This window comes from Bacillus sp. RK1064 (assembly GCF_051488405.1).
Lineage (GTDB): Bacteria > Bacillota > Bacilli > Bacillales > Bacillaceae > Bacillus.
The window spans coordinates 1,681,836-1,706,770 of the sequence record NZ_JBPSCZ010000001.1 but is presented as its reverse complement, the minus strand read 5'-3'; the positions used below and the strand labels follow the sequence as shown (position 1 = coordinate 1,706,770).

Annotated in this window: 23 protein-coding genes and 2 riboswitches; of the genes, 19 read left to right on the top strand and 4 right to left on the bottom strand. The window is 42.9% G+C overall.

What is annotated here, in order from left to right; genetic code table 11:
- The first annotated feature begins 87 nt into the window (after positions 1 to 87).
- Positions 88 to 1,629, top strand: a complete 1,542-nt coding sequence (gene guaA / locus ACSSTM_RS08835) for a glutamine-hydrolyzing GMP synthase (RefSeq protein WP_095286054.1) — start codon at positions 88 to 90, stop codon at positions 1,627 to 1,629.
- A gap of 262 nt (positions 1,630 to 1,891) precedes the next feature.
- Here the strand turns inward: guaA and ACSSTM_RS08830 are convergent, their stop codons facing one another.
- Positions 1,892 to 2,806: an AraC family transcriptional regulator gene (locus ACSSTM_RS08830; protein WP_309416267.1), complete on the bottom strand. Its 915-nt coding sequence runs from the start codon at positions 2,804 to 2,806 to the stop codon at positions 1,892 to 1,894.
- A gap of 290 nt (positions 2,807 to 3,096) precedes the next feature.
- Between ACSSTM_RS08830 and ACSSTM_RS08825 the strand changes: the two genes are divergently transcribed.
- Positions 3,097 to 4,335, top strand: coding sequence for a hypothetical protein (locus ACSSTM_RS08825; RefSeq protein ID WP_034664809.1), 1,239 nt, complete (start codon positions 3,097 to 3,099; stop codon positions 4,333 to 4,335).
- Between the two features lie 497 nt (positions 4,336 to 4,832).
- Here ACSSTM_RS08825 and ACSSTM_RS08820 read toward each other — a convergent pair whose 3' ends face one another.
- The 3 genes from ACSSTM_RS08820 to ACSSTM_RS08810 all read right to left on the bottom strand — a co-directional run bounded on the left by ACSSTM_RS08820 (position 4,833) and on the right by ACSSTM_RS08810 (position 7,043).
- A complete protein-coding gene (locus ACSSTM_RS08820; protein ID WP_309416270.1) occupies positions 4,833 to 5,399 on the bottom strand; it encodes a GNAT family N-acetyltransferase in 567 nt (188 codons plus the stop codon).
- Between the two features lie 4 nt (positions 5,400 to 5,403).
- Entirely contained in the window at positions 5,404 to 5,589 is a 186-nt protein-coding gene (locus ACSSTM_RS08815; protein ID WP_106043793.1) for a Fe3+ hydroxamate ABC transporter substrate-binding protein, read from the bottom strand.
- 266 nt (positions 5,590 to 5,855) lie between these two features.
- Entirely contained in the window at positions 5,856 to 7,043 is a 1,188-nt protein-coding gene (locus ACSSTM_RS08810) for an MFS transporter (RefSeq protein ID WP_309416272.1), read from the bottom strand.
- Positions 7,044 to 7,144: 101 nt separating this feature from the next.
- Here ACSSTM_RS08810 and ACSSTM_RS08805 point away from each other — a divergent pair, with 101 nt between their 5' ends.
- From ACSSTM_RS08805 to purD, 17 genes are all read left to right on the top strand, one after another.
- Positions 7,145 to 8,041, top strand: a complete 897-nt coding sequence (locus ACSSTM_RS08805) for a LysR family transcriptional regulator (RefSeq protein ID WP_034664796.1) — start codon at positions 7,145 to 7,147, stop codon at positions 8,039 to 8,041.
- Positions 8,042 to 8,156: 115 nt separating this feature from the next.
- Positions 8,157 to 8,258, top strand: a riboswitch (purine riboswitch).
- A gap of 145 nt (positions 8,259 to 8,403) precedes the next feature.
- Positions 8,404 to 9,729, top strand: coding sequence for an NCS2 family permease (locus ACSSTM_RS08800; protein WP_034664933.1), 1,326 nt, complete (start codon positions 8,404 to 8,406; stop codon positions 9,727 to 9,729).
- A 218-nt stretch (positions 9,730 to 9,947) separates the two neighbouring features.
- Complete coding sequence (locus ACSSTM_RS08795) at positions 9,948 to 10,748, top strand: hypothetical protein (RefSeq protein WP_309416273.1); 801 nt, start codon at positions 9,948 to 9,950, stop codon at positions 10,746 to 10,748.
- Between the two features lie 202 nt (positions 10,749 to 10,950).
- Positions 10,951 to 11,505 (top strand): DUF2179 domain-containing protein, encoded by a 555-nt coding sequence (locus tag ACSSTM_RS08790; RefSeq protein WP_024424505.1) that lies wholly within the window; start codon positions 10,951 to 10,953, stop codon positions 11,503 to 11,505.
- Complete coding sequence (locus ACSSTM_RS08785; RefSeq protein ID WP_012009137.1) at positions 11,502 to 11,702, top strand: NETI motif-containing protein; 201 nt, start codon at positions 11,502 to 11,504, stop codon at positions 11,700 to 11,702. The genes ACSSTM_RS08790 and ACSSTM_RS08785 overlap by 4 nt, the downstream gene beginning before the upstream one ends.
- Before the next feature lie 79 nt (positions 11,703 to 11,781).
- A riboswitch (purine riboswitch) is annotated at positions 11,782 to 11,883 on the top strand.
- Positions 11,884 to 12,052: 169 nt separating this feature from the next.
- A complete protein-coding gene (gene purE, locus ACSSTM_RS08780; RefSeq protein WP_058015578.1) occupies positions 12,053 to 12,541 on the top strand; it encodes a 5-(carboxyamino)imidazole ribonucleotide mutase in 489 nt (162 codons plus the stop codon).
- Entirely contained in the window at positions 12,534 to 13,676 is a 1,143-nt protein-coding gene (purK, locus tag ACSSTM_RS08775; RefSeq protein ID WP_187704365.1) for a 5-(carboxyamino)imidazole ribonucleotide synthase, read from the top strand. The genes purE and purK overlap by 8 nt, the downstream gene beginning before the upstream one ends.
- Complete coding sequence (gene purB / locus ACSSTM_RS08770; protein WP_034664786.1) at positions 13,673 to 14,968, top strand: adenylosuccinate lyase; 1,296 nt, start codon at positions 13,673 to 13,675, stop codon at positions 14,966 to 14,968. The genes purK and purB overlap by 4 nt, the downstream gene beginning before the upstream one ends.
- A gap of 72 nt (positions 14,969 to 15,040) precedes the next feature.
- Entirely contained in the window at positions 15,041 to 15,763 is a 723-nt protein-coding gene (gene purC / locus ACSSTM_RS08765) for a phosphoribosylaminoimidazolesuccinocarboxamide synthase (RefSeq protein WP_275718549.1), read from the top strand.
- Positions 15,756 to 16,010: a phosphoribosylformylglycinamidine synthase subunit PurS gene (gene purS / locus ACSSTM_RS08760; protein WP_003214349.1), complete on the top strand. Its 255-nt coding sequence runs from the start codon at positions 15,756 to 15,758 to the stop codon at positions 16,008 to 16,010. The genes purC and purS overlap by 8 nt, the downstream gene beginning before the upstream one ends.
- Positions 16,007 to 16,690, top strand: coding sequence for a phosphoribosylformylglycinamidine synthase subunit PurQ (gene purQ / locus ACSSTM_RS08755; RefSeq protein ID WP_034664782.1), 684 nt, complete (start codon positions 16,007 to 16,009; stop codon positions 16,688 to 16,690). Before purS ends, purQ begins: the two co-directional genes overlap by 4 nt.
- On the top strand, positions 16,674 to 18,905 hold the full coding sequence (gene purL, locus ACSSTM_RS08750; RefSeq protein ID WP_420735161.1) for a phosphoribosylformylglycinamidine synthase subunit PurL: 2,232 nt from the start codon (positions 16,674 to 16,676) through the stop codon (positions 18,903 to 18,905). Before purQ ends, purL begins: the two co-directional genes overlap by 17 nt.
- Positions 18,881 to 20,311 carry an amidophosphoribosyltransferase gene (gene purF, locus ACSSTM_RS08745; RefSeq protein WP_034664775.1) on the top strand — a complete coding sequence of 477 codons (1,431 nt, stop codon included), beginning with the start codon at positions 18,881 to 18,883 and terminating at the stop codon, positions 20,309 to 20,311. The genes purL and purF overlap by 25 nt, the downstream gene beginning before the upstream one ends.
- A gap of 95 nt (positions 20,312 to 20,406) precedes the next feature.
- Positions 20,407 to 21,447 carry a phosphoribosylformylglycinamidine cyclo-ligase gene (purM, locus tag ACSSTM_RS08740; RefSeq protein WP_034664771.1) on the top strand — a complete coding sequence of 347 codons (1,041 nt, stop codon included), beginning with the start codon at positions 20,407 to 20,409 and terminating at the stop codon, positions 21,445 to 21,447.
- The gene (gene purN, locus ACSSTM_RS08735) at positions 21,444 to 22,013 is read left to right on the top strand and encodes a phosphoribosylglycinamide formyltransferase (protein ID WP_034664770.1); all 570 of its coding nucleotides are present in this window, start codon (positions 21,444 to 21,446) and stop codon (positions 22,011 to 22,013) included. The genes purM and purN overlap by 4 nt, the downstream gene beginning before the upstream one ends.
- Positions 22,014 to 22,028: 15 nt before the next feature.
- Complete coding sequence (gene purH / locus ACSSTM_RS08730) at positions 22,029 to 23,567, top strand: bifunctional phosphoribosylaminoimidazolecarboxamide formyltransferase/IMP cyclohydrolase (RefSeq protein ID WP_034664768.1); 1,539 nt, start codon at positions 22,029 to 22,031, stop codon at positions 23,565 to 23,567.
- Positions 23,568 to 23,579: 12 nt separating this feature from the next.
- Positions 23,580 to 24,854 carry a phosphoribosylamine--glycine ligase gene (gene purD / locus ACSSTM_RS08725; protein ID WP_420735162.1) on the top strand — a complete coding sequence of 425 codons (1,275 nt, stop codon included), beginning with the start codon at positions 23,580 to 23,582 and terminating at the stop codon, positions 24,852 to 24,854.
- Positions 24,855 to 24,935: the final 81 nt, after the last annotated feature.

Sequence of the window (24,935 nt, the reverse complement as noted above, 5' to 3'; positions counted from 1 at the left end):
AAGCGTGATTCACACTGAGAGCAGGTTTTCTCCTCTCATTTTTTCTGTGCGTTTATAAAAAACTATATTGGACATAGAGGTGACACCATGACAAATTTAGTAAATGAAATGATTTTGGTTCTAGATTTCGGCAGTCAGTACAATCAGCTGATCACACGCCGTATTCGTGAATTTGGTGTGTACAGTGAGCTTCATCCGCACACTTTAACTGCTGAAGAAATTAAAGAAATGGCGCCTAAAGGAATCATCCTTTCAGGCGGACCGAACAGTGTTTATGATGAAGGATCTTTCCGCTGTGATGAAAAGATTTTTGATCTAGACATTCCGGTTCTAGGCATTTGCTACGGCATGCAGCTCATGACTCACTATTTAGGCGGGAAAGTAGAAGCAGCAAGCCAGCGTGAATATGGAAAAGCAGATATCCACATTAACGGAACACCTGCTTTATTCAAAGACCTTCCGACTGATCAAGTCGTTTGGATGAGCCATGGTGACCTCGTTGTTGAAGTACCAGAAGGCTTTACAGTTGATGCAACAAGTCCACATTGTCCAAACTCAGCGATGAGCTTAGCTGAGAAGAATTTCTATGGCGTTCAGTTCCACCCAGAGGTTCGTCACTCTGAGTACGGAAATGATCTATTGAAAAACTTTGTCTTCGGCGTGTGTGACTGCGATGGCAAATGGTCAATGGAGAACTTCATTGAAATCGAAATGCAGAAAATCCGTGAAACAGTAGGCGACAAACAAGTATTGTGCGCACTAAGCGGCGGTGTAGATTCATCTGTTGTAGCGGTATTGATCCACAAAGCCATCGGCGATCAGCTGACATGTATTTTCGTTGACCATGGTCTTCTTCGCAAAGGCGAAGCAGAAGGGGTTATGAAGACATTTAGCGAAGGTTTCAACATGAACGTGATTAAAGTAGATGCGAAAGATCGTTTCTTAAACAAGCTAAAAGGTGTGTCTGATCCTGAGCAAAAACGTAAAATCATCGGTAACGAATTCATCTATGTATTCGATGATGAATCGGACAAGCTAAAAGGAATCGACTACTTAGCACAAGGAACACTTTATACAGACATTATTGAGAGCGGAACAGCAACGGCACAAACAATCAAATCTCACCACAACGTAGGCGGTCTTCCAGAAGACATGCAGTTCGAATTGATTGAGCCTTTGAATACACTATTCAAGGATGAAGTCCGTGCCCTAGGTTCAGAGCTGGGCATTCCTGACGACATCGTCTGGAGACAGCCATTCCCAGGTCCAGGACTAGGTATCCGTGTACTAGGTGAAATTTCTGAAGAAAAACTAGAAATCGTCCGTGAATCGGATGCGATTCTACGCGAAGAAATTGCCAACTTCGGCCTTGAGCGCGACATCTGGCAATACTTCACGGTTCTCCCAGACATCCGCAGCGTAGGCGTCATGGGTGACGCAAGAACATACGACTACACAATCGGTATCCGTGCTGTTACTTCGATTGATGGGATGACGAGTGACTGGGCAAGAATCCCTTGGGATGTGCTTGAAAAGATCTCAACTCGTATCGTGAATGAAGTGAAGCATATTAACCGCGTGGTGTATGATATTACGAGTAAGCCGCCTGCTACGATTGAGTGGGAGTAGGACTTTATTACTACATTTGTGCTTGGAACGTTGATGGATAAGGGTTTAACCTTTTGAAAAAAAGATAAAACCATTTTGAAATATACACTCCCCCACCAAAAAACCCTACCAGAATTTCGGTAGGGTTTTTTCTTTATGTGATTTTACTTCTGATTTAATGTGGTATCCTCTTTATCTTCACCAAATAAAAATCCAAGGCCCCAAATAAAGGTGAGTGAATTAACAGCGTACAATAAAATTGCACCAATCTTTTTCATGGCAATCAATTTCCTCCTAACTTCAGTCTGCTATAGCCCTCAAAATTTAAATTGACTGGTTCATCCTCTAAATCATCCACAGTATTTTGTTCTGTCACTGGCACACTTTCATCTACAGTTTTAAAACTAAGTTCGTCCATCCAAATTTGACCTGGACCTTGTAGTAAAATGCCAAACGCAATGACTTCACTTTTTACTGGAACATCTAGTACTACACTAAAATGATTCCATCCGTTTGTTCCTGTAATTGGACGGTTCATCATATTGTCAAACGCAAGAACTTCACCTGAAGAATGGTCCATTCTCATCCATAAACCAGCTGAGCCTTTCACATCTTCGCTTTTGACAAAAGCAGAAAATTGAAGGCGTTCCCCTCGGTAACGCTCAGACTTAATTTGCTGCATCAATGTCGCGAAACCTCGAGCTTTTTCATCTTTTGATTTCAGATAAGCGGAGTAAGTACCACTGTGTACAATTCTGTCATCCAAACCTGTTTCATAGTCAGATGGGGTGTCCCCCGTCATAATCCAGCCAGTAGGTGTGTTTTTATTTGCAGCCATATTTGTTTCCTCCTCATCAATGACATTCCTTAATAATTTCCGATAACGTGCGGGTGACATGTCATATATCTTCTTAAAGGCTCTAGTGAAGGATTCCTGTGAACTAAATCGATACTGCAATGCGATATCAATCGCCCGTTGGTCCGTATGAATTAAATCCTTCGCCGCTTGGGTCATCCGTCGTTCCCGTATATAATCAACAACTGACTTCTTAATCACTTTTTTGAACACACGGTGAAAGTGAAACCTAGAATAACCAGCGTGTTTCGCTAGAGTTTGAAGCGGCAAATCATCTTTCAGGTGTTGTTCAATATAATTTAAAGTTTCTTGAATCGTTTTTTCATGTTCTTGATAGGACAATCGAGCACCTCCTTGCCTTACGAGTTTAGTATAGCGGAAATGCTCTTTAGGAAACTTGACTTTTTGTGCTGTGTTGCGATTTTAGAACTGACCTTTTAGTCGTGGTTCAGGACTAAGTATCCGCGTACTGGGTGGAATTTCTGAAGAAGAACTTGAAATCGTACGGGAAGCGGATGCGATTTACACTAAGAAATCTTTCTTGAACATAAAAAAGAGTAGTCGATAAAATAAATGGAGAAGTATTTACTTTTTGCTTTATATTTTAATTAGTATTAGTAGGAGGAATTTATATGAAAAGAGAAAGTAGAGCTGGAAATTCATTCAATACATTAATTCTTTTTATTTATTTGTGTATACTAATTTTTTTATTGTCAAAAAAATTGTATTTGTTGTCTAGTATTTATGTTGTATTAATTAGTTTATGGCTAATTTGGGTGAATAGAAAACCCATTACTAGAAACATCAATACTCTCTTTGTTGAGCTGAAAAAGTTAAATCAATTAAAATATTATTATATTACAGATGATAATAAATATATTGATTTAGAGAAGAGACAGTATATCTTTAATTTATTCCGTGATGCAGCGGTGGGGACATTTTTTATTTCATTAGTTAACATCATAGCAATACGAAGTTTACTTGAACATTTTTTAGGTAAATCAGAAATTGTGAATTTATTCACTATCATCAGCATCAGTTTTGTATTAATTATTGGTTATGGGGGTATAATAGCAGGTTTAGTTTATAAATATACAACAGCTACATATGTTTTGATACCAATTATTAATGCTTTCATCTACTTTTTCTTTTTGCATCCAATAATTAATTCTTTACCTTATTTCGTTGGATTTTTGACTTACTTATTTACTACAGTGATACTGTATTCTGCGTTAACATATGCTTTTCCAGTTCATATTTTAAGGAAATTAAATGGAAAGACAGTATTAATTAGTTCATTTACAACAATTTCAGCTGCACTGTTAAGTCCAATTTTGTTGTTCTATTTTTCTAGTTATATCAAATCCGGAAAATATTTATTAACTATTGAAACTGTAAAAAAAGAGACTGACATCTCGGATACATTAAAAAACATTATTTTGGATAATCCTGATCTAGTAGATGTGATTAATCACTTTTTGTTGAAAGAAGTTTCGAGTCAGTTGACTTCAATGATAAGTTTAGGAATAACTGCATTTACAATATCTTATATTATAGGTGGTTTATTAATTAATAGAAAAATAACGAAAAATAAATTGAAAGCAAAATCTATTTATAGAAAATTAATTAAAGAAGAATACCCAATGGAATATAAGAATTTAGTTGCATGCTCGTATTACGGCGGAGAAGATTATGAAAACCTTTTATTAAATAATGATATAACTTCAAAAATAATCAAAGATAACGAGGTTAAATTAGATATTCCAAATTATTCAATAAAAACACAGTTTACAGCTTGGTTGAAAAGAAAAATAATTGTATACTCTATTTTCTCCTCATATAAAAAAATATTTAGTGAATTAAGGAAGTAGTTCAAAATCACTTGAAGTTACAAAATAGTTCTTGAAATCTCCCAATGACGCCCTTTTTCTTGACTCTAGTGATTCTCCAAGCTGTTGAATCACACTCCTCGAACCGATGACAAGAACTACTTTATATTTCTGATTGATATGAACGTGTATGTTTTGCTACTGGTTTATTTCTCGATTATTTACTTATATAGGTTACATGCCATTCAGTATTGGAGACATTTGTTACTTTAGGGTTTTATCATTCTATAGACACTTTTTATATATAAAATTTCGTTGTAATAGCACTTTAGCACACCTTTCTTCTCCGAATCTTTCCGAGGGAGAAAGGGTGCTGAATGTTCAATTTGCTAGACAAGTTTTCAATATATGGGTTTAGCTCGTAAATGTGACGGAGCATATTCGGGTTGTGATTTTGAATGAAAAAAGTATTTGTTTTTCCTTGGTCCGTTATGACTTTATATAGTATGATCAAATGAATATGCAAGACTTAATGAATTCTATTTTGTTTCAAAATCCCTCTTCAAAATCGAATACATAAACACATCATCAAACCCATGTTGACCAAGATCATACTCTCTCAATAAACCCTCTCGTACAAAATCAAAGTTCTCCAATAATTGAACTGAAGACGTATTTGCTGGATCAATGATGGCTTCAATCCGATTCAGGTTCATCTCCTGAAATCCATATCGTAACACCGCAGCGATCGCTTCACTCATAATCCCTTTTCTCCAATGATCGTGATGTAATTCATAGCCGATTTCCGTGCGGCAGTGCTGTTTTTCCAAGTTAAGAAATCCACAGCTGCCGATGATCGCAGGATCATCTTTTAAAGAAATGCCCCACCGGATGCCTGTTTGTTCTTTGAAGATATTGTCATACCACTTGATTTCTCCTTTTGTGTCCTCGATGGTTTCATGAGCATCAATGCCCATGTAGCGGCAGACGGTTTCATTGGATAAATAGATGTGCATATCCTCAGCATCTTCCATTGTTGCTTGTTTTAAGATCAGTCTTTCGGTATGTATTGTTGGAAATGATTGTGGAAAGGTGATTTTGTTCATTTGGTTATCCTCCATGCGATGTCTTTTGTTCTGTACATGCCTTACAATAAAAAACCCCTTCATTCCTCAGCCAAGCCTTTACCTCTGTCATTCCTCTTCTCTTTGGATAGATCAGCTTGACGTACACTTCTTCGTTTCCTTCTATCTTTTTCTGACAGCTAGCACACGTTGGTTCTTCGAATCGAAACAATCGACATACTCCTTTTTGTAGATATTTCTTCCATTATATCAAATATTCAACTTGTTCTTTCGACTCGATTCTTCACTTTTTCTGTTTTTGTCCGACATATGCTAAGTAAAAGAAATTTCCGTTTGTTGAAACCGTTTGAGAGAAAGCTTGCTCTAACAGGTGTAGGAGGTGTGAGTGAGATGAAGCATGTGCGTCTAATTAAAAAAGCACAAAAAGGGAATGTCCCGGCATCAAAAGCTAGTCGATAAATAAGAGAGCGAACATGGTTATCCATGTTCGCTTTTTGTCTGTTGATGGACCAGTCGATTACGATGGAACGAGTACCGAATCAACATGAATGCAACAAAACTGGCTAAACCGCCAATCCAGCTTAAGTTCGTGACATTTGTATATTGTATAATCACACCGCCGATTGACGATCCGAGCATCATGCCGATATTCATAATCGCTGTATTAAAACTCAGCACGGTTTCTGATGCTTGGGGTTTTAGAGAGATGAGGTAAAACTGCTTCGCTGGAGTTGTCGTCCATGTAGCGATGCCCCATATGGCTAGTGTGATCAAGACACTAATTGTAGAGAATTGCGTAAAAAATAAGGCAAAGAGAGCGAACATCTGGATCATGATGCTGATCGAGATGGTTCGGTTTGGCCCCCATTGATCAACGGCGAAGCCGCCAAAGCGTGAGCCTATAAAAGCAGCAATTCCTAATATAAGTAAGGAAATACTTGTCATTTCAAGAGAAAAGCCTGCGGTCTGTCGTAATAAAGGAGAGATATAAGCGAATACCATTGTGTAGCCTAAGATCCAAAAGACGGTCGTGGCTAAGCCGCTGATCACCCTGCGGTCTTGAAGGATGTGTAATTGCTGCTTCAATGGCAGATGTGAATGTCCCTCCATTCGTGGCAGTAATTGATAAAGCAGGACCAAGAGACAAGCAGTACCTAGCGCAATGATGAGAAAAATATAGTGCCAATCCACATGACCTGATAGAAATGTGCCAATAGGAACACCAAGTACGAGTGAAACGGTAAAACCAGTAATGACCGTCGCCATCGCGCTTCCTTTTTTTTCTGGAGGGGCGATCTGCGCTGCATAATTCGTGGCGACCACAATATATAAGCCGCCGCTCATGGCCATGATGACTCGAGATAGCAGGAGCAGCACAAAGTGATGGCTAAAAAAGGCGACCACATTGCCTAAAATAAACACAAAAATAGCCGATAACAGAACCTTTTTTCGGTTCAATTTCGATGTTGCCATGACTAAAAAGAGAGCGCCTACTGCATAAAATAGAGAGTAAACGGTGATAAGCTGCCCGGCAGCAGGAATGGAGATGTGTAAATCAACTGCAATTATATCTAGAATGCCAGACACGACGAATTCTGAAGTGCCTGTGACAAATGAACCGACAGCTAAAAGAATAATCAATAGCTGATGAGATGTGTTTTTCATTTTTGAACCCTTCCTTCATTTTGATACGTTGTATTTAGTTTAAATTCCGTGCTAACATAAGTAAAATTGATGTTTTTCATGAAGGGGATGAGTGAATACTCATGAGCTTTGTTCGCTTTGATATTATCGCAAAAGTGGTGGAGCTTGGCAGTTTTACCGCAGCAGCTGAAGCATTAAATATGACGCAGTCCGCCGTGAGTCATGCAGTGGCAAGTTTAGAAACGGAGTGGGGTGTGTCTTTATTCATTCGCGACCGAAAAAAGGGCATTATGCTGACGGACATCGGTCAAACTCTTCTCCCGCATATTAGAGAAGTGTTAAATAGGATGGAGAAGATCCAGCAAGAAATTGCGTTAACGAAAAATATTGAAACAGGCTTGATTCGTATCGGTACATTTGCCAGTGCATCTGCTTGTTTATTGCCTAAGCTGCTTGTAAGCTATCAGAAAAAGCATCCGAAAATCGAATTTAAATTTTATGAGGGGACGTATGAAGAAATATTGGAGTGGCTGGATTCTGGCATTATTGATGTTGGATTTGTTGTGAAAGGCCATGCGGATGAAGCCTTCGACTTGCTGCCGCTGATCAAAGATGAGATGGTGGTCGCTTATCATCCTCATCATCGATTCCACCAGCAGCCCATTGTAGACATAACAGATTTGGCGGATGAACCTTTTATTATGCCGACTGGCATGTATCAATCACATGTAGAGGATATTTTTTCTGAGGCCCAATTGAAGCCGGCTACTTTATTTGAAGTACATGATTGTACGACTATTGCTCGTATGGTCGGGGAAGGGCTTGGTGTCACGATAGGCCCTGAGTTGTTTTTAAAAACGCAGCAGCTTGTGCACATTCGTCAGCTGAATGTGTCTCATCATCGTGAGGTTGCGCTCGCCTGTCCTTCTCTCTCCCAAGCTTCTCCGGCAGTGAAAGAGTTTTTCCATGTGGCCGAAACGGTTTTTGTAAAAGAGAAGGATTTAGAGAAGGGTGTATAAAGAACTAGATGTGGTTTTCCAAATTCGTGTAATAAGACGAATGAAGCGGACATTTCTTTGAAAATTGTTCGCTTTTCGTATTGTGTTTTAAAAATGAAGTTGGTACAATAGACACAGAAATCAAATAGATAGAAGTCGTATAATCGCGGGGATATGGCCCGCAAGTTTCTACCAAGCTACCGTAAATGGCTTGACTACGTCAATTCACACTCGTTTGATATAAATCATGCATTGTTCTTGTTTTATGTCACGGTCTGAATTCACACTTGTAGTCAAGCGTCCCAAAACTGTTGGGGCGTTTTTTATTTGACTTGTGAATGGGACAGACTAAAGCAAAAGGACATGAAGGGAGTCAGTTGGCTTTGAAACAGTTTTTTCAGTTTGATGAGTTAGGAACGAATTACCGCAGAGAAATCATCGGTGGTTTAACCACATTTTTGTCGATGGCTTACATTTTGTTTGTCAATCCGATCACACTTGCTTTAGTGTCCGTACCGGATTTTCCAGATAAATTACGAATTGATCAGGGCGCTGTCTTTACAGCGACGGCGTTAGCCTCTGCCGCAGGGTGTATTCTGATGGGGTTGATTGCCAGGTATCCGATTGCGATTGCACCAGGTATGGGTTTGAATGCCTTCTTCGCCTTCTCGGTTGTTCTTGGCATGGGCATCACATGGGAAGCAGCACTTTCTGGTGTGTTTGTTTCAGGATTGATCTTTGTTGCCCTTTCTTTAACAGGTTTCCGTGAAAAAATCATCAATGCCATTCCGGCTGAGCTGAAGCTGGCGGTTGGTGCGGGTATTGGTTTGTTCATTACGTTTGTCGGTCTGCAAGGCTCTGGCATTATCGCCAATAATGATAATACGCTCGTTTCGATTGGAAACATTCACAGTGGCCCTGTCTTATTAACGGTGTTTGGTATCGTTGTGACTGTCATTTTAATGGTTCTTCGAGTGAATGCAGGTGTCTTCATCGGGATGCTTGTGACAGCTATTGCAGGAATGATCGTTGGTCTTGTACCAGTACCGACGCAAATTGTGGGAAGTATTCCAAGCTTATCTCCAACCTTTGGCCAAGCCTTGATTCATTTACCAGAAATTTTCTCAATTCAAATGCTTGTCGTGATTTTAACGTTCTTATTCGTTGGGTTCTTTGATACAGCAGGAACGCTTGTGGCTGTTGCAACCCAAGCTGGTTTAATGAAAAATAATGAGCTGCCGCGTGCAGGAAGAGCACTTCTGGCGGATTCATCTTCAATCGTTGTAGGTTCTGTCCTTGGAACATCCACAACGACATCTTATGTTGAATCCAGCTCAGGTGTAGCTGCTGGTGCGCGTTCTGGATTTGCAGCTGTCGTAACAGGTATTTTCTTCTTACTTGCGATGTTCTTCTCGCCGCTATTATCCATCGTTACATCGAATGTGACAGCACCTGCTTTAATCATTGTCGGTGCACTGATGGTCGCTCCGCTTGCGAAGATTGCCTGGGATCGTTTTGAAATTGCCGTACCAGCCTTCTTAACGATGATTATGATGCCACTCACATACAGTATTGCAACAGGGATTGCGGTTGGCTTTATTTTCTACCCGATTACGATGATCTTTAAAGGGAAAGCCAAAGAAGTACATCCGATTATGTACGGATTGTTTGTGATCTTTATTCTTTACTTTGCTTTCTTAAATCATTAATTGTGCAATCAAAACAGCAGCTCATGGAAGCTGCTGTTTTTTTGTTTTGTCTAATTTTCTTGCCATTTTAAAACCTCTGCTGCCTTTTATCCGTCTATTCGTATGAACGTCAAGGCATCTTGACTGAACAGAGAGACTCCGCTACTTTAAGAGGAGTCATCCGAACAGGTCATTCGTATGAGCCTGTAAGGATTGTGCTGGATAGGAGTTGATATGAGATGTTAGAAAAAGATCAAGAGCAAAGTACATCAGACTTAAAAAATGAAGAGCCATCAATAGATCAAGAAACGAGGCAATCCCGCCTCGGCAGAAGCGCCGCAAAACGTGGAAGAACCTCGAAAGCAAAAGCAGCAGCGGCTGATGAGCGTTCTGCCATTCAGCGTATGCTGCAAGGTGTAGGAGGCGCGTTTAAGCGCTATGGCTCATATGGACTTGCGATGTTAAAATCACCGAGTCGAGCAATCAATCAAGCGGAAACATTACGGATGAAGTACGCCTGGATTTCGATTGTGTTATGCAGCGTGTTTTTTGCTTTAGGCAACTATGTTCAATTAAAGGCGTCAAAGACCCGTTTATTAGGCTTTGGCATTCATTACTCTTTTGGTGACGCCTTTTTGAGGATAGCGGTCTTTACACTCATCCTGTTGACATTGATGATGCTTACCGTCTGGTTACTCGGAAAGTACATGCTAAAAGGAAACATATCACTGAAAGAAGTGATCATGAAGTTTGGTGCCGCCCTTGTGCCGGTTTTGGTTTTATCCATCCTTTGGCTTGTATTTGCCATGATGAATATTCCATATGTGACGGTCATTTTATCTGTGATGATGTTTTTTGGTCTCCAGTTGATTGCGATCGTACTCTTTCGCTCGATTCAATCGGAGCATGAAGCGGTGCGCGGTGATTTGATGTATGCGGGCTGGATCTTTTTATTGGTGGAGCTTGTCATCATTGCACTACTCTGGAGCATTGTCGGAGAGTATTTGATTCCATCACTTGTTCCTGTTCGATTTGGATAAACACACTGAAAGCCTCCTTTTTTGAAAAAGGAGGCTTTCATGTTGAGAAGAGGAAAAAACGGGTAAACTCTTGGTAACAAAGACCACCTTTGTTGTCGAAAGATATATGTGTTTTTCTCGCGCAAATTTGATTGTATCAAGGTATGTTCTCTAGTAGAATATGGGGTGCTTTATTTGATTTTTAGTGCAGGGGGTTCGAATCGTGCTTCAACAACTTTTATCCAATGCGTTCACCATGGTTTTGATCATTTTAGTGATTAATATTGTCTATGTTTCTTTTTCCACTATGCGTTTGATTTTAACAATGAAAGGCAGACGGTACGCAGCTGCTTTTGCTGGTACGATTGAAATGCTTATCTATGTCATTGGGTTAAGTATCGTACTTGATAACTTAGATCAAATACAAAATGTCATTGCGTATGCGCTAGGTTATGGGATGGGAATCATTGTCGGGATGAAAATTGAAGAGAAGCTGGCACTTGGCTACACAACTGTTAACGTGATCACAAAAGAATTGGATGTCGATCTCCCAAGACAATTGAGAGAAAAAGGATATGGTGTCACCAGCTGGGTAGCAGGCGGTCTTGAAGGAGACCGGACAGCATTGCAAATTTTAACACCGAGAAAATATGAACTGCAATTATATGAAACGATTAAAACGCTGGATTCAAAGGCGTTTATCATTTCGTATGAGCCCAAATCGATTCACGGCGGCTTCTGGGTGAAGGCTGTGAAGAAAAGGAGAATTAAAGAATGACCGCAAAACCAAAGAAGAAGAAATTCTATGTGGAAGACAACATGACGATCGATCAAGTGTTGTCCCAGATGGCAGCGGAAGGCTACTCGCCTGTCCGACGAATGGAGGAGCCCATTTTTCAGGAAAAGAAGGAAAATGGGTCGATTCAGATCATTCCGATTGGGAAAAAAATCGTATTTGAAGGAAAAATAGTCTAAATCCGAACATTAAAACGACGACTTCATAGATTGTTCGATAAATCCGTTGACATCATGAACATCCGTTGTTAAGATAAACATGAAATCAAAACACGAGCCTCATATAATCTTGGGAATATGGCCCATAAGTTTCTACCCAGTTACCGTAAATGACTGGACTATGCAGGATAGTGAACAAAACTGACATGGCGTTTCAAAAGCGAACAGCGCTTACCATGGCCCGGTTTGTGTTGCTTCCTAACAATGCAATGCAAATCGGGCCTTTTTGTTCGGCGTTTGACAAGCTGCTTAGGTTTGGGAAGCGTGTCAAACGATACAAGATCGAATATCAGCTTAAAGGTGGGGACAAAATGAAGCCGCTTGTAGGTGTCATCATGGGAAGTACATCTGATTGGGAAACAATGAAAAATGCGTGCGATATCTTAGAGGAATTAGACATTCCGTATGAAAAACAGGTGGTATCCGCACATCGGACACCTGACTTGATGTTTGAATATGCGGCAGAAGCAAGAGGTAAAGGACTAAAAGTCATCATTGCCGGTGCTGGAGGCGCAGCACATTTACCGGGGATGGTCGCAGCGAAAACGACACTGCCGGTCATTGGTGTGCCCGTACAATCAAAAGCACTAAATGGGCTGGATTCCTTATTATCCATCGTTCAAATGCCAGGCGGTGTACCGGTTGCGACAGTGGCGATTGGCAAAGCCGGTGCAACAAATGCAGGGCTTCTTGCCGCGCAAATGATTTCAGCATTTGATGAAACAATCGCTGCTCGCCTTGAAGAAAGAAGAGAGCAAACAAAACAGACTGTACTAGAAAGCAGTGATCAGCTTGGCTAAGCAGACCATTTTTCCAAACGCAACCATCGGTATTATCGGCGGAGGACAGCTTGGCAGATATATGGCCGTCAGCGCAAAGCAAATGGGATACCGGGCAGCTGTGTTAGATCCAGTCGCACAATCTCCTTGTGGACAGGTTGCTGATACAGAAATCACAGCTGCATATAGTGACCTCGAAGCGATTCGACAGCTGGCAGAAATCAGCGATGTCGTGACATATGAATTTGAAAATATTGATTATGATGCACTTAATCAATTGAAGGAAGAAGCCAATTTACCGCAAGGAAGTGAACTTCTTCTTTTAACTCAAAATCGTGAAACGGAGAAAAAAGGGATTGTAGACGCAGGCTGTGAAGTCGCGCCTTATCGCATCATTCATGATGAAAAAGAGCTGGAAGACGCAGTGGCCGTGCTTGGTTTGCCAGCCGTGCTGAAAACATGCAGAGGCGGCTACGACGGAAAAGGGCAGTATGTGATCAAGGAAAAAGGACAGCTTCATGAAGCAGCAGCATTGCTCACACATGGAACTTGTATTTTAGAAAGCTGGGTCCCATTTCAAATGGAGCTCTCGGTGATCGTCACTCGTTCTATTCATGGGGAGATTGCGGTATTCCCAGTCGCTGAGAACATTCATAAGCACAACATTTTGTTCCAAAGCATTGTGCCTGCAAGGGTAGAGGAACGCATTCAGGAGAAGGCAAAAGAGCTGGCAACGACACTGGCTGAAAAGCTGGGGCTAGTCGGTACACTTGCTGTAGAACTGTTCCTGACAAACGAGGGAGAGCTGCTCGTCAATGAACTGGCGCCTCGCCCGCATAATTCTGGTCATTATACGCTCGATTTATGTGAGACGAGTCAGTTTGAACAGCACGTTCGCGCGATATGTGGTTTGCCGCTTGGCGGTACAGCCCTTTTCTCAGAGGGCATGATGGTGAACTTATTAGGCGATGAAGTGGACATCCCAACAGAGCATCCTGAGCTTCTCAAAGAAGCGAAGCTTTATCTATATGGAAAGCATGAAGTAAAAGCCGGCCGCAAAATGGGTCACATGACATTTATGAAACAGCTTGATGATGAATGGATGACAAACATCACAAAGATATGGACTGAAAGAGATGGAGGAAACGGGAAATGATCGAACGTTACGCACGACCAGAAATGTCAGCAATCTGGACAGAGGAAAACAAATTTAATGCATGGCTTGAAGTAGAAATTCTCGCTTGTGAAGCTTGGGCAGAGCTTGGCGTTATTCCGAAAGAAGACGTTGTGACCATGCGCAAGAATGCAAGCTTTGATATTGATCGTATTCTAGAGATTGAACAAGACACGCGCCACGACGTGGTTGCCTTTACGCGTGCTGTATCTGAATCTCTAGGAGAAGAAAGAAAGTGGGTTCATTACGGGTTAACATCTACAGACGTAGTGGATACGGCGCTTTCATATTTATTAAAGCAGGCGAACGATATCTTGCTCAAGGACATTGAGAGATTTGTTGACATCCTAAAAGAAAAAGCAAAAGAGCACAAATATACCGTCATGATGGGTCGTACACATGGTGTACACGCTGAACCGACAACATTTGGCCTGAAGCTTGGTCTTTGGTACGAAGAAATGAAGCGTAACCTAGAACGTTTTAAACAAGCAAAAGCTGGCATCGAATACGGCAAAATTTCTGGAGCTGTTGGCACATATGCGAACATCGACCCGTTTGTTGAGCAATATGTATGTGAGAAGCTTGGCATCAAAGCTGCACCAATTTCCACCCAAACCTTGCAGCGTGATCGTCATGCAGATTACATGGCTACTCTTGCACTCGTCGCAACAAGCATTGAGAAATTTGCTGTTGAAATTCGTGGACTTCAAAAGAGTGAAACACGTGAAGTAGAAGAGTTCTTCGCAAAAGGACAAAAAGGATCATCAGCGATGCCGCATAAACGGAACCCAATCGGCTCTGAAAATATGACGGGAATTGCCCGCGTCATCCGTGGATATATGCTGACAGCTTATGAAAATGTACCGCTTTGGCATGAGCGTGATATTTCTCATTCCTCTGCTGAGCGCATCATTTTACCAGATGCAACGATTGCACTGAACTATATGCTGAACCGTTTCTCAAACATCGTGAAGAACTTGACGGTCTTCCCTGAGAACATGAAACGCAACATGGACCGCACACTTGGCTTGATTTACTCACAGCGCGTTCTTCTTGCATTAATCGATACAGGCATGGCACGTGAAGAGGCATATGATACGGTTCAGCCGAAGGCGATGGAAGCGTGGGAAAAGCAGGTGCCATTCCGTTCATTAGTAGAAGCGGAGGAAAAAATCACATCACGCTTAACACCTGAACAAATCGCTGACTGCTTCGATTACAACTATCACTTGAAAAATGTCGATATGATTTTCGAACGTCTAGGTCTTGCGTAAGAAATGGGCCGCCTGCTTGTCAGGTGCCCAATCCTGAAAATTGCCAACATTCAAATTAGGAGGCCAACCTGAATGACTGTGAAACAAGAACTTCTCTACGAAGGCAAAGCGAAAAAAATCTATCAGACCGATGACGAGCATATTTTATATGTCGAATATAAAGACTCAGCGACAGCATTTAACGGCGAAAAGAAAGCTGAAATCGAAGGCAAAGGCAGACTGAATAACGAAATTTCAAGCTTAATCTTTCAAATGCTGCATGAGAAAGGGATCAACAATCACTTTGTGAAACGACTCTCTGACACAGAACAGCTCATTCAAAAGGTGCAGATTGTTCCGCTTGAAGTGGTTGTACGAAATGTAGTGGCAGGCAGTATGTCAAAGCGCCTTGGCATTCCAGAGGGAACAAAACTGGATACACCATTAATCGAGTTTTACTACAAGGATGATGCACTCGGCGATCCGCTCATTACAGAAGATCATATTCACATTTTACATGCAGCGACACCAGAGCAGGTCGAGGAAATGAAACAGATCACAAGACAAGTGAATGAAGAGTTAAAGCAAATCTTCTCAGACTGCCATGTAAATTTAATTGATTTCAAGCTTGAATTCGGAATAGATCACGAGAATCGTATTTTGCTAGCTGATGAGATTTCACCTGATACGTGCAGGCTTTGGGACAAAGATACAAACGAAAAGCTTGATAAAGACGTGTTCAGACGAAACCTGGGCGGCTTAACAAATGCATACGAAGAAATTTTCAAAAGACTTGGAGGCCATAAACATGTATAAAGTGAAAATTTTTGTCAGCTTAAAAGAGAGCGTTCTTGATCCACAAGGAAGTGCCGTGCAGCACGCCTTGCACAGCATGTCTTATCAGGAAGTAAAGGATGTCCGTATCGGGAAATACATGGAGCTTGTCATTGAAAAATCAGATCGTGATTTAGACACAGTCGTCAAAGAAATGTGTGAAAAATTACTGGCCAACACGGTGATTGAAGATTACCGCTATGAGGTGGAGGAGGTTGTCGCACAGTGAAGTTTGCAGTGATCGTCTTGCCTGGCTCTAACTGTGATATCGATATGTACCATGCGATTCAAGATGAGTTAGGTGAACAAGTTGAATATGTATGGCACGACGAAACGAGTCTAGACGGATTTGACGGTGTACTCGTACCAGGCGGTTTCTCTTATGGGGATTACTTAAGATGTGGTGCGATCGCTCGCTTCTCTAACATCATGCCGGCGGTGAAAAAAGCAGCTGCGGAAGGAAAGCCTGTTCTCGGTGTTTGTAACGGGTTCCAAATTCTTCAGGAGCTTGGCATTCTTCCAGGTGCGATGAGACGAAATAAAGACTTGAAATTTATCTGTCGTTCAGTTGAACTCATTGTAGAGAACAGCGAAACGCAATTTACAAGCGGCTATCAAAAAGGCGAATCCATTACGATTCCTGTAGCACACGGTGAAGGCAACTTCTACTGTGATGAAGACACTTTAGCGAAGCTCATTCAAAATGGCCAAATCGCTTTCACTTACGGAGACGATATTAACGGCAGTGTCAATCGAATTGCAGGTATAACGAATGAAGAGGGCAATGTACTCGGCATGATGCCGCACCCTGAGCGCGCGGTTGATTCATTACTAGGCAGCGCAGACGGACTTAAATTGTTTCAATCTATCGTGAAAAATTGGAGGGACACTCATGTCACTACTGCTTGAACCAAGTCACAAGCAAATTAAAGAAGAGAAATTGTATCAGCAAATGGGATTGAGTGATGAAGAATTCGCTTTAATTGAATCCATTATTGGCAGACTGCCAAACTACACAGAAACGGGTATTTTTTCTGTCATGTGGTCAGAGCATTGCAGTTATAAAAACTCAAAGCCTGTTTTAAGCAAATTCCCGACAAAAGGAGAGCATGTTCTTCAAGGTCCTGGGGAAGGCGCTGGAATCGTGGATATTGGAGACAACCAAGCGGTTGTATTTAAAATCGAATCACATAACCATCCATCTGCGATTGAACCGTATCAAGGAGCGGCTACAGGTGTCGGCGGAATTATCCGTGATGTATTCTCCATGGGTGCGCGTCCAATTGCTGTATTAAACTCTCTTCGTTTTGGTGAACTGACTTCACCGCGCGTGAAGTACTTGTTTGAAGAAGTAGTGGCAGGGATCGCAGGCTATGGAAACTGTATCGGAATTCCAACAGTCGGCGGAGAGGTTCATTTTGATCAAAGCTATGAAGGCAATCCGCTCGTAAATGCGATGTGTGTTGGATTAATCAACCACGAGGACATCAAAAAAGGGCAGGCCAAAGGTGTCGGCAACACGGTGATGTACGTTGGTGCTAAAACGGGACGTGACGGTATTCACGGTGCAACATTTGCGTCTGAAGAATTTTCTGATGAATCAGAAGAAAAACGTTCAGCGGTTCAAGTCGGCGATCCGTTCATGGAAAAGCTGCTGCTTGAAGCGTGCCTTGAAGTCATCAAAAACGATGCGCTCGTTGGGATTCAAGATATGGGAGCGGCTGGCTTAACAAGCTCAAGCGCGGAAATGGCAAGTAAAGCAGGTTCTGGAATCGAGATGAATCTAGATCTCATTCCGCAGCGTGAAACAGGTATGTCGGCATACGAAATGATGCTGTCTGAATCGCAAGAGAGAATGCTGCTGGTCATTGAAAAAGGCCGCGAACAAGAAATCATTGATATTTTCGAAAAATACGATCTTGAAGCGGTATCAGTCGGTCATGTGACAAACGATAAAATGCTTCGTTTACTCCATCAAGGTGAAGTCGTATGTGAGCTTCCTGTTGACGCTCTTGCAGAAGAAGCGCCGGTTTATCACAAGCCATCAAGTGAGCCTGCATACTATCGTGAGTTTTTAGAAACAAAAGTTGAAGCTCCAGCCATCACAGATGCAGCAGAAACGTTAAAACAGCTCCTTCAGCAGCCAACAATTGCAAGTAAAGAATGGGTTTATGATCAGTATGACTACATGGTTCGGACAAATACAGTCGTTGCACCGGGCTCTGATGCGGGCGTACTAAGAATCCGCGGAACGAAAAAAGCCCTAGCGATGACAACAGATTGTAACGCACGCTATCTCTACCTTGATCCAGAGGTTGGCGGGAAAATCGCAGTCGCTGAAGCAGCACGTAACATTGTCTGCTCAGGCGCTCGTCCGCTTGCAGTGACAGATAACCTGAACTTCGGTAACCCGGAGAAACCAGAAATTTTCTGGCAAATAGAAAAGTCAGCTGACGGGATTAGCGAAGCATGCCGCACGCTAAGCACACCAGTTATCGGTGGGAACGTCTCTTTATATAACGAATCAAATGGAACAGCGATTTACCCAACACCAGTCATTGGAATGGTTGGTTTGGTTGAAGATACTGCTCATATTACGACTCAATCGTTCCAGCAGGCTGGCGATGTGATTTTCGTCATTGGTGAGACGAAGGAAGAATTCGCAGGCAGTGAGCTTCAAAAGATGACAGAAGGCCGTATTTACGGAAAAGCACCAGACATTGATTTGGATGTAGAGCTCACGCGTCAAGAAGCTCTGCTAGCCGCGATTCAAAACGGTCTCGTTCAATCAGCACACGATGTGTCTGAAGGCGGACTTGGTGTAGCACTTGCTGAAAGTACGTTTGGAACAGACGGTCTTGGCGCTGATATCCAAATCGATTTAAACAGCGAAGCTTCCTTATTCAGTGAAACACAGTCACGTTTTGTTGTCACAGTCAGACCAGAGCACTGCGAAGCGTTTGCTGCGGCGGTCAAAGATGCGAAAGAAGTCGGAACGGTCACAAATGATGGTGTATTTACCGTCAAAAATCAAGAAGGACAACAATGGATTCATGCAGCGGTCAACGAGCTTGAACGTGCATGGAAAGGAGCGATCCCATGCTTGCTGAAATCAGAGGCTTAAATGAAGAGTGTGGTGTCTTTGGGGTTTGGGGACACGAAGAAGCCCCGCAAATCACATATTACGGATTGCATAGCCTTCAGCACCGAGGACAAGAAGGTGCGGGAATCATTGCAACAGATGGTGAGAACCTGACATCACACAAAGGCCTTGGACTGATTACGGAAGTCTTTCAAAACGGTGAGCTAAAGGATTTGAAAGGAAAAGGGGCGATCGGACACGTTCGGTATGCGACAGCAGGCGGAGGCGGCTTTGAAAATGTGCAGCCCCTCTTCTTCCGCTCGCAAAACAACGGCAGTCTTGCCCTTGCTCATAATGGAAACTTAGTGAATGCAACGCAGTTAAAGCAGCAGCTAGAGAACCAAGGGAGCATTTTCCAGACCTCTTCTGATACCGAAGTGCTGGCTCATTTAATTAAGCGCAGCGGGCATATTGAATTAAAAGAGCAGATCAAAAATGCGCTGTCCATGCTGAAAGGAGCATATGCTTTCTTAATCATGACGGAAACAGAAATGATCGTGGCTCTTGATCCGAACGGCTTACGCCCGCTTTCACTTGGTATGCTTGGAGATGCTTATGTCGTCGCTTCTGAAACATGTGCATTTGATGTCGTCGGCGCTACGTATTTACGTGATGTGGAGCCTGGCGAAATGCTGATCATTAATGATGAAGGCTTGAAATCTGAGCGCTTCTCGATGAACATTAACCGCAGCATGTGCAGCATGGAATACATTTATTTCTCAAGACCTGACAGCAATATCAACGGCATCAATGTGCATAGTGCGAGAAAGAATCTAGGCAAAAAGCTTGCCGAAGAAGCGCATGTCGAAGCAGATGTTGTGACAGGTGTACCAGATTCCAGTATTTCTGCAGCGATTGGATATGCCGAAGCAACAGGTATTCCGTATGAGCTCGGTTTGATTAAAAACCGTTATGTCGGCCGGACCTTTATCCAGCCGTCTCAAGCATTGCGTGAGCAGGGCGTACGGATGAAGCTGTCTGCTGTGCGCGGGGTTGTCGAAGGAAAGCGTGTTGTGATGGTGGATGATTCCATCGTACGCGGTACAACGAGCCGCAGAATTGTCACGATGCTAAGAGAAGCGGGTGCGACGGAAGTCCATGTACGCATTAGTTCACCGCCAATCGCGCATCCATGTTTTTATGGAATTGATACGTCCACACACGAAGAGCTGATTGCTTCTTCTCATTCAGTGGAAGAAATTAGACAGGAAATCGGTGCAGACTCCATTGCATTTTTATCTGTAGACGGTTTAATGGACGGGATTGGCAGGAAGTATGATGATCCGCAGCGCGGGCAGTGTTTAGCATGCTTTACTGGTAAATACCCGACTGAAATTTATGAAGATACAGTTCTTCCGCATGTGAAGGAAACGGTCCTGACGAAATAATCGAATAAAGGAGCAGCAGTCAAGATGAGTTGATATGCTGCTCTTTCATTCTGCCGAAAATACATGGAAAGCAGCAGCTAAAAGGAGTGAATGGGATGTCAGAAGCATATAAAAACGCCGGTGTCGACATCGAAGCAGGGTACGAAGCCGTCAAACGAATGAAAACACACGTAGAACGTACAAAACGAGCAGGTGTCATGGGCGCTCTAGGTGGATTTGGCGGTATGTTTGATCTATCTGAGCTGCCATATAAAAAGCCCGTTCTTGTTTCAGGAACAGATGGTGTCGGAACGAAATTAAAGCTTGCCTTTTTAATGGATAAACACGATACGATCGGCGTCGATGCCGTGGCCATGTGTGTCAACGATGTGCTTGCACAAGGGGCAGAACCGCTCTTTTTCTTAGATTACTTAGCCGTTGGAAAAGCAGATCCGCTAAAAATTGAATCCATTGTCAAAGGGGTGGCTGACGGCTGTGAGCAGTCTGGTTCAGCACTTGTCGGCGGTGAGACAGCCGAAATGCCAGGTCTTTACACAGAAGAAGAATATGATATTGCTGGTTTTTCGGTAGGTGTCGTTGAAAAGGATGAAATCGTGACAGGAGACAGCATCAAAGAGGGACATTTGCTCATTGGACTGAGCTCAAGCGGAATTCATAGCAATGGTTACTCTCTCGTTCGTAAAGTTTTGCTGGAAGACGCTGGTCTTGACCTGCATCAAACGTATGAACCTTTTACAAGACCGCTCGGAGAAGAGCTTCTTGAACCGACAAAAATTTATGTGAAGCCCGTTCTCAAACAAGTGAAAGCCGGCAAAGTTGACGGCATGGCACATGTGACAGGCGGCGGTTTTATTGAAAATTTACCACGTATGCTGCCTGAAGGTCTTGGCGTTGAGATTGATAACGGTTCATGGCCAGTGCCACCAATTTTCTCCTTTATTCAAGAAAAGGGTCAGTTGAAGGCAGAAGAGATGTTCAATGTGTTTAATATGGGCATTGGCTTTGTCTTAGCTGTAAAAGAGGACGATCTTGTGGATGTGATTAGTGAACTTGAACAAGATGGAGAGAAAGCATTTCTCATCGGTCGTGTTCAAAAAGGAGAAGGTGTCACATTCGGCGGTGGAAGCCTCTCATGAAGAAGTTTGCTATCTTCGCCTCTGGAAGCGGGACAAACTTTCAAGCCATTATAGATACGTTAAAAGAAGAACAGTGGCAGGCAGAGGCCGCCATTGTGATTTGTGATAAACCGGGTGCGAAGGTGCTGGAGCGTGCTGAGAAAGAGGGCATTGCCTCCTTTGCTTTTACCCCGAAGGCTTTTCCGAATAAAGCCGCTTTTGAACAAACGATCATCGAACAGCTCAGGCTTCATGAAGTGGAATGGGTTTTCCTTGCTGGGTATATGAGACTGATCGGTCCGACATTACTTGAAGCGTATAGAGGGAAAATCGTGAATATCCACCCATCCTTGCTGCCAGCCTTCCCAGGTCTTGATGCCATCGGACAAGCCTATCAAGCAGGCGTCAAAGTGGCAGGCATCACCGTCCATTTTGTCGATGAAGGGATGGATACCGGTCCGATTATTGATCAATCGGCGATTTATATTGAACAAGGTGAAGAGCTTGAATCGATTGAAAAAAGAATGCATGAACTAGAACACACACTATATCCAAAAGTGATCAAATCACTTTTAGAATTATCTTAATGAGGTGACGAAGGCATGACGATCAAACGCGCATTAATCAGTGTTTCCGATAAAACGAATCTTGTACCTTTTGTGAAAGAATTAACAGAACTTGGCGTTGAAGTGATTTCAACTGGAGGTACACATAAGCTTCTTCAAGAGAACGGCATTGATGTCATTGGGATTTCTGAAGTCACTGGATTCCCTGAAATCATGGACGGACGACTCAAAACGCTTCACCCGAACATTCATGGTGGACTTTTGGCAGTGAGAGAAAACGATGAGCATATGGCACAGATTGAAAAGCATGGCATTCAGCCGATTGATCTTGTTGTCGTGAATCTCTATCCATTCAAAGAGACGATCTCAAAAGACGATGTAACGTATGAAGAAGCGATTGAAAACATTGATATTGGCGGACCGGGAATGCTTCGTGCGGCATCGAAAAACCACCAAGACGTCACAGTGATTGTCGATCCTCGTGATTATGATACAGTCGTTCAGCAAATCAAAGAAGGCGGCGTGCCGCTAGAGAAAAAACGTGAGCTTGCGGCGAAGGTATTCCGTCATACGGCTGCTTACGATGCCCTCATTGCGGATTATTTAACGAACTATGTTGGCGAAACAGAGCCAGAGCAGTTCACCGTCACGTTTGAGAAAAAACAATCCCTTCGTTATGGAGAAAACCCGCACCAAGCGGCGACTTTCTATGAAAATGCTCTTCCAAGCAAAGGCTCTTTAGCTACTGCAGCGCAATTACACGGAAAAGAACTTTCCTACAACAATATCAAAGATGCAGATGCAGCTCTTCAAATCGTACGAGAATTTACGGAGCCAGCGGCTGTGGCTGTAAAACATATGAATCCGTGCGGCGTTGGTACAGGAGAAACGATTGCTGAAGCCTTTGACCGTGCATTCAAAGCAGATGAAACCTCTATTTTTGGCGGCATTGTGGCGCTTAACCGTGAAGTAGACAAACAAACGGCAGACGTGCTGCATACGATTTTCTTAGAAATTGTTATCGCCCCATCCTTTAGCCAAGAAGCACTTGACGTGTTAACAGCGAAAAAGAATCTTCGCCTATTAACACTAGATGTAGAAGCGGATCTTGAGAAAAAAGAAAAGCAGCTGACAAGTGTCCATGGCGGACTGCTCGTGCAGGATATTGACACGTACGGCTTAGAGGAAGCAACCATCTCTATTCCAACGAAAAGAGAACCAACAGAAGACGAATGGAAAGATTTAAAGCTTGCATGGAAAGTCGTCAAGCATGTGAAATCAAACGCCATTGTCCTTGCAAAAGATCAAATGACAGCAGGTATCGGCGCTGGTCAGATGAACCGTGTTGGCTCAGCAAACATTGCGATTGAACAAGCAGGTGAAAAGGCGAAAGGAAGCGCACTAGGCTCTGATGCATTCTTCCCAATGGGCGATACAGTGGAAGCTGCTGCGAAGGCAGGCGTCACAGCGATCATTCAACCAGGCGGTTCCATTCGTGATGAAGAATCGATTCAAAAGGCAGATAAATACGGCATCGCCATGGTCTTCACTGGCGTTAGACATTTCAAACATTAAGGGGATGACAGTGTGAACGTATTAATTATCGGCAGAGGCGGAAGAGAGCATACCATCGCATGGAAAGTGAAGCAAAGTGAACTTGTCAGCCAAGTATTTGTCGCACCCGGCAATGATGGAATGACAGATGCTGCGAAGCTTGTCCCAATCGATGAAGGTAATCATGAGGCATTAATTCGTTTTGCAAAAGAAAATGAAATCGGCTTAACAATTGTCGGTCCAGAGGTTCCTTTAATTGCAGGTGTGGTGGATGCATTTGAAGAGGCAGGTCTAAAGGTATTTGGACCAAATGCAAAAGCTGCGGTTATTGAGGGCTCAAAGGAATTTGCAAAAGACTTAATGAAAAACTATGATATCCCGACCGCCGCTTACGCTACCTTCACATCGTTTGAAGAAGCGAAGGCTTATGTGGAAGAAAAGGGTGCGCCGATTGTCATTAAAGCAGACGGTCTTGCAGCAGGAAAAGGCGTGACAGTCGCTATGACACTTGAAGAGGCGATCAACTGTCTGCACGACTTTTTGGAAGATGAAAAGTTTGGCGATGCGAGTGCATCTGTCGTCATCGAGGAATTTTTAACAGGCGAGGAATTTTCACTGATGGCCTTTGTCAATGGAGAAAAGGTGTATCCAATGGTGATCGCGCAGGATCACAAACGGGCATTCGAAGATGACAAAGGGCCGAATACCGGCGGGATGGGGGCTTATTCGCCAGTACCGCAAATTTCAGATGAAGTCGTCCAAAAAGCGGTTGAAGATGTCGTCAAACCGGCGGCTCGCGCAATGGTGCAGGAAGAGCGTCCGTTTACAGGCATTTTATATGCAGGCTTAATGCTGACACCAGAAGGCTCAAAGGTCATTGAATTCAATGCACGCTTTGGCGATCCTGAAACGCAGGTTGTTCTCCCTCGTCTTGAATCAGATCTAGTCCAAGTATTCCTCGATATTCTAGATGGAAAAGATGTGGACTTACAGTGGAAAGACACTGCCGCTGTCAGTGTAGTTCTTGCTTCAGAAGGATACCCGGAGGACTACGCAAAAGGCACACCAATCGGTGCTTTGCAAACAACTGTGTCTAATGTCGTGACCTTCCACGCAGGAACAAAAAAAGAAAACGATCAATTCGTCACAAATGGCGGCCGTGTAGCAAATGTGACGGCATTTGACGACACATTTGAAGCGGCAAGATCAAGAGTGTATGAAGCCGTTGAAGAAATCATGCAGCCAGGACTATTTTACCGCCGTGACGTTGGCGCCCGTGCGCTGAAGGCTGCGGGGAAATCGATTTAATCAAAACACCTTTCTATCTGTCGAGATGGAAAGGTGTTTTTTGTTCGTGAGAAGGGATGCCGATTGAATATGAAGAAGTAA